This is a genomic window from Bradyrhizobium sp. sBnM-33 (assembly GCF_032917945.1).
Classification (GTDB): Bacteria; Pseudomonadota; Alphaproteobacteria; order Rhizobiales; family Xanthobacteraceae; genus Bradyrhizobium.
Map to the genome: position 1 here is coordinate 1,830,337 of NZ_CP136624.1, position 14,803 is coordinate 1,845,139.

Genomic DNA, 14,803 nt, shown 5'->3' on the forward strand with positions numbered 1-14,803 from the left:
AACTGGCTCTTCGTCGTGGTGGGTGTCCGACGAAGATTTGTGTCCGGCGCTACGCGGCCGGCAGCAATTTCTCCGCAATGGGCAGCGCGTCAAGGAAGGTTTGCATCGGTGTTTTTCCATAGCACCATCGTCCCTGATGCGGGCGCGTTTCGTTGTACGCCGTCACCCAAACATCGAGATCATTCTGCAGCTCGTCGATGGTTCGATAGATCTTCTTGCGGAACGCCACACGATAGAACTCATCGAGCGCGGTTCGATGGAAGCGCTCGCAGATTCCGTTGGTCTGCGGGCTCTTGGTCTTGGTCCGCGTATGATCGATGTCCTCGACGGCGAGATAGAGCTCGTAGTCATGATGCTCGGGGTTGCCGCAATACTCGGTGCCACGATCCGTCAGCACCCGGCACAGTACAATACCGTGCTCTTCGAAGAACGGCAGCACCCGATCGTTCAGCATCTCCGCCCTGATTGGCGTCTTGCGGTCGTAGAGCTTGGCGAAGACCACCTTGGTGTAGGTATCGATGAAGGTCTGCTGATAGATGCGGCCCACGCCCTTCATGTTGCCGACATAGAAGGTGTCCTGGGCGCCGCAATAGCCGGGACATTCGCTCTCGAACTCGCCGTCGACCTCCTTCTCGGTCTTGGCTTTCTCCAGCGCCACGACCTGAGCTTCGGTGAGGACAAAGCCCTGCTGTGCCATCCTGGCTTCGAGCGCCTTGAGCCGCGTCTTGGTGTTCGCCAGATCGTGGCGCAACCAGACGCCCCGCACACCGAACGGCGAGATCGACAAGCCCAGTTTCTTCAGCTCGTTAGAAACACGCACCTGGCCCCAGGTCGGCTGTTCGATCGCCAGCGCCACCACTGCCGCTTCGATCTCAGGCGCGACACGGTTCTTGAGGATCGGCTTCTTCCGGCTGATCTCGGCAAGCGCCAGCTCGCCGCCTTTGTCGTACAGTTCCTTGAACCGGTAGAAGCTGTCGCGACTATATCCCATCACTTGCAGGCCTGGCTGACATTGCCCAACTGCTTGGCCAGTTCCAACACCCCGACCTTCGCGCGAATGACTTTCTGCTCTTGTGTCATGGTTGCATCTCCTGTGTGAGACGCTGCGGGGCAGCGCGGGAGCGCCAGTTCGGGTGAGCGCTCCCGCTCGCCCCGCAGCTCCATTCCCCACCAGTCCAAACCATTCTGTCAGATTAAGTCGAGACTTTTACAACGCCTCAAAGCCAAGGTGCCGCACGGCCGCTGGCACACCATGACCTTCATGGCCGCTTTGCGCCACGATCGCATCACCGCTCCGTGGTTCATCGAGGGACCGATCAACGGCGAAGCCTTCCTTCTCTACATCGAGAAGGTTCTGGTTCCGACGCTGCGGCACGGTGACATCGTCATCATGGACAATCTGGGCTCGCACAAGGCTAAGGCCGTTCGCCATGCCATCCGCGCCGTCGGCGCCCGGCTCTTCTACCTGCCGAAGTACTCGCCCGATCTGAACCCGATCGAACAGTTCTTCGCCAAGTTCAAACACTGGCTGCGCAAAGCCGCACAGCGAACCACCGAGGCCGTCTACGATGCTATCGCTCCGATCCTCAACACCGTCTCACCCGCCGAATGCGCCAATTATTTCGCCAACGCCGGATATGACCAAACCTAGACTCATCACGCTCTAGAACTTGCCGTCAGCCGCGATTATGGTTGTTGGGCGCGGGCGACGTCGTGGCGAAGCGTGATGCGTCGGCTGCAAGCGTCACCGGACTTCCTATTTTGTCTTGCTGAGCTGAGGCACCCGCGCGCCGGTTTTTGGCCGAAGCGGCTTCCATTGCGACACGAATCGCTCGTAGCTTTGCTCGGCCTGGGCGGCAATCAACATCTCGCGGTCGCGCAGCGCCTTGATGTTGTAGGCATAGGCTGATCCACGCCGGTTGCCTTTCTGTTGCGGATGTCCGGCTTGAAGTTGCATTGCGCGGGAGACGATCGTCACCGGCTTTCCCCGCCGTTTTCCCTTGGTAGAGGCTTTCTTCAGGATTTCGACTTCGCGGTAGACGCACAGCACCTCCGCCATCTTCTGTTCGAACTCGGCGTCGCGATTTTCAAGATAATAGCGCACCTTGTGCGGCTTGATTTCCTCTCGGCCGAGGATCTTGCACACCGTTCCCTGGACCAAATTGGCCAAGCACGCATGCCCTGCCGCCGGCCCGTGTTCACGCGCATGGCGCGCCAAGAGCCGCGTCGTCCACAACTCATGTGGATAGCCGTGGTCCTTGGCCTTGTCGCACGCCAGCGACACCAACCAGGCTTTGGCTTCAGGCGTGATGGTTGGTTCCTTGCCCGGTCGCGGGCGATCGTCGAGGGCTGCCAGCGGGCCATCGGCCAGCGCCCGCTCGACACAGCGCTGCACCGTCTGATGATGGACCCCAAGTCTCTGGCCCACCGCGCAGAACGAAGGATTTTCCCGATACGCCAGCAGCATCTGCGCCCGCGACACCCGGCTCGCCAGTTCGATCCTCGACCGCGAAAGCGTCGTCAAGGTCGCAATCTCTTCATCACTCATGGCCAATTCGACCGCTCGCCGCCATCCTGCCATGATACAGCTCCTCGTTTCGCCGACCGCAAACGAGGAATCCGCCAACAACCCGTCCGTTCCATCAATTCAGCCTGCTGCAGCACGCGGGTTTCATGGAATCGGTCGTCTAGTGCAAGAATTCCTCCGACAAAGAGGAGATAAATTCCATTTATGGTTCGACTGCCGAATGCCATAGGTTTCTCCAAATTGACAATCTCGGCCTGGAAAACCCGCTCTGGTCAATTGTCCTGACTCCGACATCTTGAAAATCCAAGAATTCACCAGTTGCTGGCGCATATGATTTGTATACAGCTTCCTTTATTGCGAAGATCAATTTTGGACCGAAGCGACTACTGGACCACTCCCTGCGCTCTATTTCCGCAGGGGTGGTGCATATGATCGGCAGAAGGTCGGTTCCTAGCAGTTTCGATGTCCAATCCCAGAGCGAGCACGTTGCTGGAGCATCCGGCAACCGCTCAGCCTCAGCGGGAAATGGGACGGGAACTGCGGCACCTATCGGTCCGCCGGAAAACGTTGTGTCATACGCCAAAGCTGCGCAGATGACAGCCCCTAACGTCGCAAGCGTTTTCATAGCTGGAGCGAGTCCTTGTTATGGTCAATGTGAAGCTGCAAACTTGAACTGGCTTTGCGGTAGCTAGCCTGAGATCGCGGGCAACTCAAGGTCCCGCCGCGCGCCGACGTGGTCGGTCGCCTAGGCATCCAATCAATGAAATACCGACAGACGGCTTCCCTGCAGCCGGCCGCGAGTACGAATGTCTGCTCTCGTGGCCCAATTAGAACCATTTTTCTCAATCTGAGGTTTGTTGGTCTTGAACTCGAACCAGACATCACTCGAACTGTCAATTTGGAGTCAGATGCCGCGCCGTGAACTATTCCAGCCGCTAGAAATCTGCTTCGGGAGTGCTTAAGAAGAGCTTCCCGTTGCTGTAATAGGTTGTTGCGAAGATGAAGCTAGAGATATTCTCCTTGCGGGACCGGCCGGATCTGATCCCCTTGGTCTTTTCGAAGGCTTTGGATGGTGTGTGGCCCGAGTTCATGCGTCATGACGCGACGGCAAAGCTCTATTTTGGCGGATCTGTATTCTTCGACTACCTGGACTACGCCTTTGGAGGACTTGTCGATGGCGACGTCGTCGGACGCGCATTCGGTGTTCCATTTGCTTTCAACATCGAGGGCCGCACCGAACTGCCAGACGGTGGCTGGGACCAGGTTATACGCTGGGCTCATGAAGACAGGCTTATTGGGCGTACGCCAACCACAATGAGCGTACTAGAAATAGCGCTTGTTCCCAAAGCGAGAGGCATCGGCAATGCGCTGGCGATGCTGGATGCGTTGAAGGCATGCGCGAAGAAGCTGGGCTTTGCAGAAGTGTTTGCCCCTGTCCGGCCCACCCAAAAGCAACTCGGCTCGCGGACGCCGATGCGCGAGTATATCAAGTTGAAGCGTGCCGACGGTTTGCCTATGGACGCATGGTTGCGAACACACGTTAGTGTTGGAGGCAGAATAGTGAAGATCGCCCCTTATTCTATGACCATCGTTGGAACTATTGCGGAGTGGTCACAATGGACAGGGGAAGCGTTCGAACAGTCAGGCACGACAGAGGTCGAGGGCGCATTGGTACCAGTGATTGTGTCGGTTGAACAGAATTATGGAATTTACGTGGAACCGAATGTGTGGGTCCAACACTCATTATGATATCCGCATCCCTCTCTGAACAACGAAGGAAGCGGGATCGGCAGCTACCTCGTTCTACATCTACAACGTCCCTTTAGAAGCCGGAGCAATGGTGAGCTCGCAGCAGAGTTAGCGAGTCGGCCGTGAAAAATCTTCCAAGTCCCTGAGCGGGAGCCGGTTTTCCGGACGGGACGGCATTTGAGATTGCAAGCTTTTAGGGTGTCAGGCCGCGAAAGCTTGCAATTTTGTTTTCGGGATTGAACGAAGCCGCTACCGCGGCGTGAACGGCGAGGTGGCGTAGAGCGCCTCCTGGCTGAGAGGATGTGGGTGTTGCAGCCCACCCCCTCAGACAGGAGTATTGAGATGGCCGATTTGAGCCCTCTTCGCCGCCGCATGATCGAGGACATGACCGTCCGCAATCTGTCGCCGGCGACGCAGCGATCCTACATCAGCGCGGTTTCGAAGTTCAGCCGTTATTTCGGCAAATCGCCGGATCGGTTGGAACTGGAACACGTTCGCGCCTTTCAAGTGCATCTGGTCTCGACCGACATCTCATGGCCGGCGCTGAACCAAATCGTCGGTGCGCTGCGGTTTTTCTACGGCGTTACTCTCGGCGAGGCGCGGATCCCGGAACGCATTCCCTATGCGCGAGAACCGCGCAAGCTGCCGGTCGTGCTCAGCGCCGACGAAGTGGTCCAGTTTCTTGAAGCGGTATCGAGCCTGAAGAGCCGCGCCGCGCTCACTACCGCCTATGCGGCCGGACTGAGGGCCTCCGAGGTCGCGGGACTGCGGATCGAAGACATCGACAGCGCTCGCGGTGTCATCCAGGTGCGCCACGGCAAGGGGGCGAAGGATCGCAACGTGATGCTGTCGCCCCAACTACTCGGCATCCTGCGCACCTACTGGCGGCTCGCCCGGCCGCGGCTTTATCTCTTCCCGGGACGCGACGAAGACCATCCAATCGATCAGACCGTGTTGCACGCCGCCTGCCGGTCGGCGGTGAAGGCTGCGGGCCTGACCAAGCGCGTCACGCTGCACACGCTGCGCCACAGCTTCGCGACACATCTTCTGGAGAACGGAACCGACATCCGGATCATCCAGGTTCTGCTCGAAGCAGCTACATACTGCCCGTCAACAGCCGATCGAGGGGCGGATTTACTATCCGTTCCATCCGCGGTGTGGCGAGATCGTGCTCATTGTCAGGCAATATTCCTACCGTGGAGTTGAGCTGGTCGCTATTCGGCAGCCCGACGGATCGGTCGCCTGCATTCCTGTTTGGATGACGCACGAATTGGCTGCACAGCATGAGATCCGGATCGAACCACGATTTCCTCTCGATGTGCTGCGCGCTCTACGCACCGAGATCGACGCGCTTCTAGACTTTCTCCGATCCGACTCAGGGATGGAGGGAGCCGAGCATGAACCAGAAGGCAGCGCGTCGACAACCAGACCTGTTCGACATGGACGATCAACCGACGGCGCCAATTCCCGCACAGCGGGAGCAGTTGGCAGCGTTGGTGGAAGCGCTGCTGCGCGAGATCATCGCCGCGCTCGCGGCCGAAGAGGTCGACGATGACCAAGATCACCGCTGACCATCTCGCGCGCGCCGCCTTCGTCTACATCCGCCAGTCGACCGCCGATCAGCTCGTGCACAACCAGGAGAGCCGGCGACGCCAGTATGGCCTCGCCGATCGCGCCAAACAGCTCGGCTGGACCAGCGTCGAGGTCGTCGATGACGATCTCGGTCGCTCGGGCGGCGGTGTTAACCGGCCTGGTTTCGAGCGCTTGCTCGCAGCGATCTGCGAGGGACGCGTCGGAGCCGTATTCTCGATCGAAGCCTCCCGGCTCGCCCGTAACGGCCGAGACTGGCATACGCTGATCGAGTTCTGTGGATTGGTCGGGACCGTCATCGTCGATGAGGACGGAATCTATGATCCTCGGCATCCCAATGATCGCCTATTGCTCGGGATGAACAGGACGGTGACATAATGCAGTACCTCATGATCTCATTGAAGAGAGAGAGTTTTTTGTCGGGGGTCAGCTGATATTGGGTGGCCTCTCGCGATTGCCTGTCGGATGGTTGGCCGGGCCAAATCATCCTCGCGAATGACATAGGGTGCGCCGGGGCAAACCTGCTTTGCCGGCAGCAACCCGTCTCGGATCAGGCGAACAACAGTCATCTTGCTGACATCAAGACGGATTGCAGCCTCGTGTAGAACAAGCTCACGGCGTTCGGCCCGTTCGCCTTCTCGGTAGACTGGTATGTGATGCGCACCGCGGAAATTGCGCACGCGCAGCTGGGTCCAGGTCTGGCCTCTGGCCGAGCGGATACCCAGCCGATTGAGAACGGGGGCGATGCTGTGGTCTGGCAACAGACGGGCCAGTTCGCGCACCAACTGCTCGGTTGCCACATCGGTCTTGTAGCGATTTTGGCCCGACCGGTTCTTCAGCACTTCAAGCCGCGTGTGATCTCCACCCTGCCAGTGCAGCACGAGTTGCAGCCGACGGATCTCGACGGTAACGATGATCTCCTTGATCGCGGCGCGCAAAATCCGCTTGCGCGTCTCGACGGAGGCCGCTGGATCGTTCCAGAGCGCTGGAAGGTCACTGGCGAGCGCCATAAGCGCCATGCGCTCGTCATCGACGATGGCGCTCGGCTGCTCGCCGCGCAAGGTCCGGATCTGATCTTCTAGTCGCGCGACCGTTGCGAGACAGTCATTCCACCGCCGTTCGAGCTCGCCAGCGACCAGCCGGTTATCGGGATCAACGGCGTCATATTGGCGACGTGCGTGCGCCGCCTCATAACGGGCCTGATCCAGGGCGAGCCCAGTTTGCCGCAGCCGCTCGCTGCCGGCTTGCTTTCGACCGGAAATCACCTCCAGCGCCGCCTCGAGCGCCAGCGGCGAGATCGCCCGCAGCACTTCCGCCGACACCGCTGCATCGATCCGCATATTGCTGAACGCGCTACACGCTTTCTCGCTCGACGAATCCACGTGGGTGACGCAGATGTAACGCGCGTCCCGCTTCGAATGATGCAGGACCTTGAACTTGCGTCCGCAACGCCCGCAGCGCAGCAAGCCGACGAGAAGTCCACTGCCATTGCGTGCCGCACCCGTCACCATCGCCCCCTTCATGCTTGCATTACCAGCAATGATCGCTCGGTTGCGATCATACTCTTCCCAGGAGATATAGCCATCATGATGGTTGCGGATTAGAACCATCCAGTCCTCGCGCCGGCGCTCCACGCCGTGGATGGTGACTTTACGGCCGTCTTCGACTCGCGTGCGTGAAATCGTTCGTCCGTAGACATAAGCATAGACTGGATTGGTCAACAATCGATGGACGGTGTGATAGCGCGGCGGGCCCCAGCGCACCGTCCGTCCCAGCGGACCATGCACGGCGATTGGCAGCTCGATTCCTTCCTGGCAGAGCCACAGGGCCACCTGACGCACGCTACCGATCTCCCGAAACCTTCGGAACACCAGAGACAGCACTTCGCGGATACGCTGGTCGGGGTCTTGTTCCAGACGGTCATCTGCGCTGCGCCGATATCCTACAGCGACTGTCGTGTGCAGCTCGCCGCGCGCCGCCTTCAGGCGTAAGGCCTCTTGCGATCGTTGCCGCAGCGTCGACAGTTCGAGTTCGCTGAAAGTACCTTTCATACCGAGCAGCAAGCGATCATTTACGAGCCGCGGATCGTACGATCGATCATGTTGATACCTTCATTTGTTTGCTCTCGGGTCGAAAACGAGGTGATCTCGAGCTCCTGTCTTAAGCTCTCGCAACGCAACAATGCTGGCTTCCGTATCAGGAAAGAGGAATCGCTTGTCCCAGGGATCGCGCTGGATATCAATGGTGCCGCTGCGGATACGTCGCTTGATCCAAGAACTCAAACTCCTAAACGCTTTGCCGTTGCGGTCACCGGCAGCCAGCCAGCAATGTGACGAGCACGCGTTGCGACGCCGTCCTGCAGTACGCGATGGCGCTGCCGCACGATCTGAACGGTTCGTACTGGAACATAATTTCGGCGCGGTGAGCGGTGCCCCTCCTGGGTCAAGGTATTGGCGATTTCGGCATCATCGAAACCCTGACGGGCCAGCTCAAGGATCCGTGCTTGCATCTCAGTCCCTCGAGTTAGAGCATGCAGTGCATGGACCCTCGGCTCGACTTCCAGTTCAGATATCTCGCCACCACACCGACGATCCGGACCACGATTCGATCGCGCGTGATGCGGTGGAGAACAACCTTGTCAAGCAGCGTTCGTAATAACTGCTTCTTATCTGCCCGGCTCACATCAGGCCGCTGCCAGAGCTCAGGCAAGTGTGGACCAAGCGCAAGAAACTCATTCTGCTCCTCTGGGGTCAACATGGCTGATTTGCTCTTCGTGGCTCGGCGGGTGGTCAGCGCCTCTTCAGCCTGCCGGAGTTCGCGTAGCGCTCTTTCCCATCGCCGCTCCAGCTCAGCGGCGATGAGGCGATTGTCAGGATCGACCCGATTATACTGTCGTTCGGCCAGGAGTGCCTGATAGCGCAGTCGCTCAACCTGCTGCTCTTCGGCGCGATCAAGCGCTTCGTCAGTCTGCTGCCGCGCATTGAGCGCACGCCTCCAGGCCTCTACCTCAGCGGGAGCGATCGCTGCAAAGAAAGCAGCCACCACCTGTGCGTCGATTGGATCGGCGGGAAGATGCTGGCATAGCGTCTTGCCTTGGTGGTTCAACAGGGAATTGCAGACGTAGCGAGACCCGCCCTTGTATTGTATCGACATCTTGTGGCCGCACCGGCCGCACCAGGTGATGCCCTGCAAGATAGCGGCCCCTTCTCGGGGCACGCCACGCGTTTGATTGCGTTGGTATTCGGCATGGTTATCGCGCAACATGGCCTGGATCCGCTCAAAGCCATCCCAATCGATGTATGCAGGATAGCGGTCCTTTACTACTACCTTCCACTCTGCCATTGGGCAGCGGGCCGTCTTCAGTTTACCACTTGCATAGGTCGTGCGGCAGGACTTGGTACGGCCATAGACGAAAGCGCCAGCATAGGCCGGATTCCTCAAAATTCCGGAAATCATGCTGGCTGATGGTGTCCGCCACGCAATATCGCCGAACCGGTCCCGCCGCGGTATGGAGAGCGCACGATCTCGGAATGACCGGATTACCTTGCCCACGGAGCCTCCCTCCAGAAATGTCGTGAAAACCAGTGATATCCGCTGCTGCACCTCCCTGCTCGGATCCTTCGATGCCACGCCATTGGCGTCACGCTCCAAACCCGCCGGTAACAGTAACGTCAACTCGCCGCGCTCGGCCTTGGCGCGCAGCCCCGCCGTCAGACGGCCGCGCCGTGTGTGCAACTCCACTTCGGAGATTGTGCCCTTTAAGCCGAGTAACAGGCGCCCATTGGTTGAGCCAGGATCGTAGACGCCGTCGCGATCCGCAATGAGGCATTGCCGGTAGCCGCACAGATCGAGTAGCGGGTACCAATCAGAGCAGTTGCGCGCGAGACGTGTCACCTCGTAGGAGAGAATGATTCCGATTTCACCTAATGTGACGCGGGCGATAACGTCCTTGAAGCCCTCGCGATGCGCGGCTGTCGATCCACTCAACCCAAGGTCGGCATCAACGACATCAATATTGGTATCATCCCAACCGAGATCGTTGGCTCGCTGTCGCAGTGCATACTGCAGCCGCAGGCTTTCCTGGTTGGTCATCACCTGATGAGGCGTGGACTGCCGAATGTAAATTACGGCTCTGCGACACAGGTGGCTCCCCGTCACGAGATCCGACCTCATGGCTCTCCTTCCAGCGAACCACGCGAGCTTGCCAATTTTGACTCGGAGCCGTGCCCTAAAGAATCATTTGTCGGCTGATTCGCCAAGCTCCTCAGCACCACGTCTCTTGAAAGCCGGAGCAAGTCTCGAATGCTTGCCAGCGAAAGCTTGCTTGACGGGACAGGCAGCCGCTCGCCATAGAGGTTGGTTGCTGAAGCTCGAATTCTCAGCAAAATGCCGTCGCGATAATGAACGAGAACGCAGCCGCCGGGTCGGAGCGAGCTTCCGGCCGATACCAAATCAAAGCACCGTCCGTATAGTGGATGGGTTGGGTCGGTTACGGTAATCTGCTCCAACTGATCAGATGGCTCCCGAATGGGGGCATCATGCTGTGTGGTCGTAGACCCCGTCTTCATCGATTATCAAGCTACCGACCAATGCGCAGAACTCCAAAAGAGTGTGCCAATCGCGGCCGTTACGGGCCAAGCGCGAGGCCTCAAGGGCGAACACCGCGCCCGCATCGCCGCTGCAGATCGCCGCCAGCAGACGTTCGAAACCCGGGCGCACAGCCCCGCCCCCGGAGCGGCCGAGATCGTCATCGATGACAATCGCGTCATCCCAGCCGAGCGCGCGAGCGCGCGTCGTCAGAGCGTACTGGCGTCGTCGGCTCTCCGGATTGTGCAAGAGCTGATCCATGGTGGATTGCCGCACATAGACATAGGCGTTGCGCCTCAAGTGATCCCCGGTGATCTTAGTCATTGTCCGTCTCCGTCGGCATCCTGACCAAGTCGAGTCGATCGCTCAGAAGAACTTTGAGCAGAGTGACAATCTGCGCGCGGCTCGCCAGGTCGAGCTGGCGCGGCGCGACGTCGTCGACCATCAGCATGAGAAGATCGGGCTGCCGTTCTTGAGCACGTTTCCTCACCATCGCCTCCATTGTTGCGAATCGCCGCATTTGTTGGCGACAAGGATACGCCCCGCAGGCCGATGAGCTCGCGCAACTCCCTCAAGCAAGTAAGGGAAAGCCGCGGAGTGGCCGTCATAGGCAGCGACGCCGCGTCGGTCTCGGTCATCCATGCTGGCAGCAGTAATCGGCGGCCACCCGGCAGCTCAACGACAAAGTGCGCCGCGCCGGCGTAAGAGAGATGACGAACAACCAACAGGCGTTCGCCAGTATGTGGGTGATGCGGATAGTGAACAACAACTTCAAGCGGCCGTTGCTGGGTAGTATGTCGTGTGTTCGAAGGGCACGATGAGCGAGCTGGAGCTATCGCTGTTTCGCCAGCGCTCGCAGGAGGCGCTGAAGCAGAAAGCACGCCGCGGCGCGCTGTTCCTCGGTGTTGCCGCTGGCTATGTGAAGACCGGACGCGACCGGATCGAGAAGGACCCCGACCAGCGGGTGCAGGACGTCCTCAAGCTGGTCTTTGCAAAGTTCGCCGAGCTACAGAGTGTCCGACAGGTGCATGTGTGGCTGCGCGAGGAAGGCATCGCGATGCCCACCGCATGCCTCAGCACGGCGGAGGGCCGCATCGCTTGGCGGTTGCCACTCTACAATACCGTGCACAATATCCTAACCAACCCCGTCTACGCTGGAGCCTATGCCTTCGGGCGAACAATGAGCAAAGTCAGCGTCGAGGAGGGCCGAAAGCGCGTGAGGCGCGGAGTGCGCCGCCCATTGGCCGAGTGGGACGTGCTGCTCAAAGACCAGCATGAGGGCTATATCTCCTGGACCGAGTTCGAGAGGAACCAGCGGGTGATCGCCAACAATGCGACTGGCAAGGGAAGCGCCATCGCCAGAGGCGCGGCGCGGCAGGGGGAGCTGCTGCTCGCCGGCCTTCTGCGCTGTGGCCACTGCGGGCGCAAAATGTATGTGGCCTATGGCGGCAAGGCGGGGCGTTATCATTGCGAGGGTGCACGCGTGAACCACGGCACGCAGCGCTGCATCTCGTTCGGCGGATTGCGTGCCGATCATGCCGTCAGCACGGAGGTGTTGCGGGTTTTGAAGCCGCTCGGCATCGATGCGGCGGTCAAGGCGCTCGATGCCCAGGCGGGCGAGACCTCGGACGCCAAGCGGCAACTGGAGCTGGCGCTACAGCAGGCACGCTTCGAGGCCGCGCATGCGCGCCGACAATACGATGCCGTCGATCCCGCCAATCGTCTGGTCGCCAGCGAGCTCGAGCGGCGCTGGAACGAGGCGCTGCAGGTCGTGCACCGGATCGAGAGCGACATTGCGGCCATCGAGGCGAGGAAGCCGCTGCCCTTGGGCGAGGTGGAGCGCCAGCAACTGATGCAGTTAGGCACCGACCTCGCACTCGCCTGGTCGCATCCGGCGGCAACGTCAGCGACACGCAAAAGGATCGTGCGTGCGGCTTTGAGCGAGATCGTCGTGCGCGTCGAAGCCGAGCACATCGAGATGATCCTGCATTGGCAGGGCGGCGACCATACCGCGCTGAAGCTGAAGAAGAACGGAGCCGGCAAGCACCGCTGGACGATACCCGAGGATACACTGTCGCTGGTCCGTGAGCTGGCGCGGCTGATGCCGGACCGGCAAATCGCACGGCTCCTCAATCGTGCCGGCAAGCCGACGGGGCGCGGCAATGGCTGGACCCAGGCGCGGGTATGCTCGTTCCGCAGCCACCATGGCATTGCCGTCCATCGCCAAAGCGAATGGGCCGAGCGGGGTGAGATCAAGCTCGAAGCGGTGGCGCAAATCATGGATGTGAGCGTCATGACCGCGCTACGGATGGTCCGGCTCGGCATCATCAAGGGGCGGCAGGTCTGCCGGGGTGCGCCCTGGGTGATCAAAGCTGAGGATGTTGCCGCGTATCGCACGCAGGATGCCTCGCGGTGCCCGCTAACAGCCAATCCTGCTCAGCAGACCTTTGACTTTCAATGACATAGAAGGAGCGCATTATGACGCGTGGCCGCTCGGGCACAATAATTTGTCGTCGACGGCGCGCTACACGCAGGTCGCCACCGATACGATCCGGGCGAAGCAGAGCCCGCTCGACCGTCTGTCGCTGGAGGTGACGCCACCGGGATGACGACGCGTCCGGGATGCGGGTTATGGCCCGCCCCGACGTCCGTCCGCACAGACCCGCCATCGAGATTGCCGATATCTTGCGCCGGCATGGCGACGCCTATCGCCGTTTGCATGCCGGTCATCTCGGTCGGATCGAGCGGCGCGTGATGAGTGCGATCGTTGCGTGCCGAACCGAGGCGCTCGGCGGTCACATGGAGGCTTGCGACGACTGCGGCATGACACGCATCGCTTATAATTCCTCCCTTATGGGCAAAGCCGGTAATGGGGAGCTGGCGGCAATTTGATCGCGCTCCTGCACCAATCACCGCCAACCCCGCTCTCCATTACGAGGTACGCCTGAGGAGTTCGATCAGCCGGTCGGTGGGCTGGAAGACGCCGCGCCGCAGGTGGGGCGGCACGATCGCCTCCATCGCATCGAGCTTCTCGGTCGGATCGCCGCGCGTGTAGACCTCGGTGGTCGTCAGCGTAGCGTGGCCCAGCCACAGCGACACCTTCCGGATGTCCCCGGTCGCTTGCAGAACGACCATCGCGCAGGTGTGCCTGAGCACGTGGGGCGAGACGCGTTTCCTGGCGAGACCGGGCTGCTTGCGAGCCACAGTCGCGGCGTGCTGCCTGAGCAGATAGGCAAAGCCCCATCGGCTCAGCGGCTCACCGCGGGCGTTGACGAACACCTCGGGTGTCGCGACCTGCCCGCGGATGGCCAGCCAGGCACGCAGTGCAGCGGCCGCCGGCTTCCACAACGGCAGCGTCCGCTCCCGGCGTCCCTTGCCGAGCACGCGGATGCTCATCGAAGGCAGGTCGATGTCATCGACCTTGAGGCCCGTCAGCTCGGAGACGCGCAGCCCTGCGCAGACGGCCACGTGCAGCATTGCGCGATCGCGGATGCCATCGCGTGTCGCCGGATCGGGAGCGTCGAGCACGGCTTGGAGCTCTTCGCGCAGAAGGTAGGGCACCAGGCGCGTGTCAGTTTTCTTGAACGGGATCGCCAGTACACAGCGGATCTGCTCGAGCGCTGCCGGCTGCCGGTGCTCGAGGAAGCGAAAGAACGACTTGATCGCCGCCAGGCGAACGTTGCGCGTCACGGCCGCGTTTTTGCGCTCGTCCTCAAGATGCTCGAGGAAGGCGCTGACGAGCCCGGCATCGATCTGCTCGAGCGTCAGCGCCGATGGTTTGACCTTGAGCCGGTCGGCGGCGAACACGAACAGCAGCTGGAAGCTCGAGGCATAGGAGTCCCTCGTGTGCCGGCTCGCGCCCCGCTGGCAAGCGAGTGTGTCGCGCAGGAACGTCTCGATGAGGGGAGCGATCGGCGTCATGATGACCTCCCTTCGGACATAAACGCTTCGCCGGCCGTGGCGACATCGCGCAAGAGGTCGGGCGTGGCCTCGAGGTACCAGTAGGTCGCGTAGATGTTGACGTGACCCATGTAGGTCGCGAGTGCCGCCATGTGTGCCCCGCACCGGCCTCGGCCGGTAGGGCTGCCTTGCAGCGCGCGCACCGCAAACGTGTGACGGTAATTCCGTCGGCGGAATTATCGCCATAATTCCGGCAACTGGATTATTCCGGCAACTGACGGACAACGTCGGCATTTTCCGGAGAATCGCGGGGGTGTGGGTACATGATTGGCGGAATAATCAGAGCGTCGTCAGGAAGGCCAGAATACGATCGGTGGGGCTGGTAGCGAGAGGACCGTCACAAAATGGCTGATGGGTGAAGAGGTGATGAATCGAATTCGTCGCGAGCAT

At 60.4% G+C, this 14,803-nt stretch carries 13 protein-coding genes and 4 pseudogenes; 8 read left to right on the forward strand and 9 right to left on the reverse strand.

Features of this window, described 5'->3' with window-relative positions; translation table 11 throughout:
• Positions 1–49 precede the first annotated feature (49 nt).
• Positions 50–1,080 (reverse strand): annotated as a pseudogene (locus RX328_RS08460) (IS481 family transposase).
• 130 nt (positions 1,081–1,210) lie between these two features.
• On the opposite strand from RX328_RS08460, the pseudogene RX328_RS08465 reads away from it, so the two are divergent.
• Positions 1,211–1,651: pseudogene (locus tag RX328_RS08465) on the forward strand (IS630 family transposase); the annotation flags it as partial.
• Between the two features lie 105 nt (positions 1,652–1,756).
• Here RX328_RS08465 and RX328_RS08470 read toward each other — a convergent pair.
• Positions 1,757–2,581, reverse strand: coding sequence for a helix-turn-helix domain-containing protein (locus RX328_RS08470; protein WP_317258646.1), 825 nt, complete (start codon positions 2,579–2,581; stop codon positions 1,757–1,759).
• A gap of 1,035 nt (positions 2,582–3,616) precedes the next feature.
• Between RX328_RS08470 and RX328_RS08475 the strand changes: the two genes are divergently transcribed.
• The 4 genes and pseudogenes from RX328_RS08475 to RX328_RS08490 form a co-directional block, all read left to right on the forward strand.
• Positions 3,617–4,276, forward strand: a complete 660-nt coding sequence (locus RX328_RS08475) for a hypothetical protein (RefSeq protein ID WP_213257377.1) — start codon at positions 3,617–3,619, stop codon at positions 4,274–4,276.
• Between the two features lie 342 nt (positions 4,277–4,618).
• A complete protein-coding gene (locus RX328_RS08480; RefSeq protein WP_249727346.1) occupies positions 4,619–5,482 on the forward strand; it encodes a site-specific integrase in 864 nt (287 codons plus the stop codon).
• Between the two features lie 191 nt (positions 5,483–5,673).
• Positions 5,674–5,847, forward strand: coding sequence for a hypothetical protein (locus RX328_RS08485; protein ID WP_213257371.1), 174 nt, complete (start codon positions 5,674–5,676; stop codon positions 5,845–5,847).
• Positions 5,828–6,241 (forward strand): annotated as a pseudogene (locus RX328_RS08490) (recombinase family protein); the annotation flags it as partial. The gene RX328_RS08485 and the pseudogene RX328_RS08490, both read left to right, overlap by 20 nt.
• Before the next feature lie 20 nt (positions 6,242–6,261).
• On the opposite strand, the gene RX328_RS08495 reads toward RX328_RS08490, so the two are convergent.
• The 5 genes from RX328_RS08495 to RX328_RS08515 form a co-directional block, all read right to left on the reverse strand.
• Positions 6,262–7,929 carry a recombinase family protein gene (locus RX328_RS08495; protein WP_213257369.1) on the reverse strand — a complete coding sequence of 556 codons (1,668 nt, stop codon included), beginning with the start codon at positions 7,927–7,929 and terminating at the stop codon, positions 6,262–6,264.
• A 215-nt stretch (positions 7,930–8,144) separates the two neighbouring features.
• Positions 8,145–8,375, reverse strand: a complete 231-nt coding sequence (locus tag RX328_RS08500; RefSeq protein ID WP_317258647.1) for a hypothetical protein — start codon at positions 8,373–8,375, stop codon at positions 8,145–8,147.
• 14 nt (positions 8,376–8,389) lie between these two features.
• Entirely contained in the window at positions 8,390–9,958 is a 1,569-nt protein-coding gene (locus tag RX328_RS08505; RefSeq protein WP_317258648.1) for a recombinase family protein, read from the reverse strand.
• Positions 9,959–10,402: 444 nt separating this feature from the next.
• Positions 10,403–10,777, reverse strand: a complete 375-nt coding sequence (locus tag RX328_RS08510) for a recombinase family protein (protein ID WP_309142531.1) — start codon at positions 10,775–10,777, stop codon at positions 10,403–10,405.
• Positions 10,770–10,955, reverse strand: coding sequence for a hypothetical protein (locus RX328_RS08515; RefSeq protein ID WP_213257447.1), 186 nt, complete (start codon positions 10,953–10,955; stop codon positions 10,770–10,772). Before RX328_RS08515 ends, RX328_RS08510 begins: the two co-directional genes overlap by 8 nt.
• A gap of 315 nt (positions 10,956–11,270) precedes the next feature.
• Here RX328_RS08515 and RX328_RS08520 point away from each other — a divergent pair, with 315 nt between their 5' ends.
• The 3 genes and pseudogenes from RX328_RS08520 (at position 11,271) to RX328_RS08530 (ending at position 13,345) form a co-directional block, all read left to right on the forward strand.
• Entirely contained in the window at positions 11,271–12,914 is a 1,644-nt protein-coding gene (locus RX328_RS08520) for a recombinase family protein (RefSeq protein ID WP_213257445.1), read from the forward strand.
• 31 nt (positions 12,915–12,945) lie between these two features.
• A pseudogene (locus RX328_RS08525) lies at positions 12,946–13,062 on the forward strand (integrase); the annotation flags it as partial.
• A gap of 22 nt (positions 13,063–13,084) precedes the next feature.
• Complete coding sequence (locus RX328_RS08530) at positions 13,085–13,345, forward strand: transposase zinc-binding domain-containing protein (protein WP_213257443.1); 261 nt, start codon at positions 13,085–13,087, stop codon at positions 13,343–13,345.
• A gap of 39 nt (positions 13,346–13,384) precedes the next feature.
• Here the strand turns inward: RX328_RS08530 and RX328_RS08535 are convergent, their stop codons facing one another.
• Together RX328_RS08535 and RX328_RS08540 are read right to left on the reverse strand one after the other, a co-directional pair.
• Positions 13,385–14,374 (reverse strand): tyrosine-type recombinase/integrase, encoded by a 990-nt coding sequence (locus RX328_RS08535; RefSeq protein ID WP_213257441.1) that lies wholly within the window; start codon positions 14,372–14,374, stop codon positions 13,385–13,387.
• Positions 14,371–14,505 (reverse strand): hypothetical protein, encoded by a 135-nt coding sequence (locus RX328_RS08540; protein ID WP_256441746.1) that lies wholly within the window; start codon positions 14,503–14,505, stop codon positions 14,371–14,373. The genes RX328_RS08535 and RX328_RS08540 overlap by 4 nt, the downstream gene beginning before the upstream one ends.
• Positions 14,506–14,803 lie beyond the last annotated feature (298 nt).

Bases quoted from the DNA above. Each gene is read 5' to 3' on its own strand.
- RX328_RS08485 (WP_213257371.1), top strand. From the start codon at position 5,674: ATGAACCAGAAGGCAGCGCGTCGACAACCAGACCTGTTCGACATGGAC.
- RX328_RS08505 (WP_317258648.1), bottom strand. From the start codon at position 9,958: ATGACCAACCAGGAAAGCCTGCGGCTGCAGTATGCACTGCGACAGCGA.
- RX328_RS08515 (WP_213257447.1), bottom strand. From the start codon at position 10,955: ATGGAGGCGATGGTGAGGAAACGTGCTCAAGAACGGCAGCCCGATCTT.
- RX328_RS08520 (WP_213257445.1), top strand. From the start codon at position 11,271: ATGAGCGAGCTGGAGCTATCGCTGTTTCGCCAGCGCTCGCAGGAGGCG.
- RX328_RS08540 (WP_256441746.1), bottom strand. From the start codon at position 14,505: ATGGCGGCACTCGCGACCTACATGGGTCACGTCAACATCTACGCGACC.
- RX328_RS08480 (WP_249727346.1), top strand. From the start codon at position 4,619: ATGGCCGATTTGAGCCCTCTTCGCCGCCGCATGATCGAGGACATGACC.
- RX328_RS08535 (WP_213257441.1), bottom strand. From the start codon at position 14,374: ATGACGCCGATCGCTCCCCTCATCGAGACGTTCCTGCGCGACACACTC.
- RX328_RS08470 (WP_317258646.1), bottom strand. From the start codon at position 2,581: ATGGCAGGATGGCGGCGAGCGGTCGAATTGGCCATGAGTGATGAAGAG.
- RX328_RS08475 (WP_213257377.1), top strand. From the start codon at position 3,617: ATGCGTCATGACGCGACGGCAAAGCTCTATTTTGGCGGATCTGTATTC.
- RX328_RS08500 (WP_317258647.1), bottom strand. From the start codon at position 8,375: ATGCAAGCACGGATCCTTGAGCTGGCCCGTCAGGGTTTCGATGATGCC.
- RX328_RS08510 (WP_309142531.1), bottom strand. From the start codon at position 10,777: ATGACTAAGATCACCGGGGATCACTTGAGGCGCAACGCCTATGTCTAT.
- RX328_RS08530 (WP_213257443.1), top strand. From the start codon at position 13,085: ATGGCCCGCCCCGACGTCCGTCCGCACAGACCCGCCATCGAGATTGCC.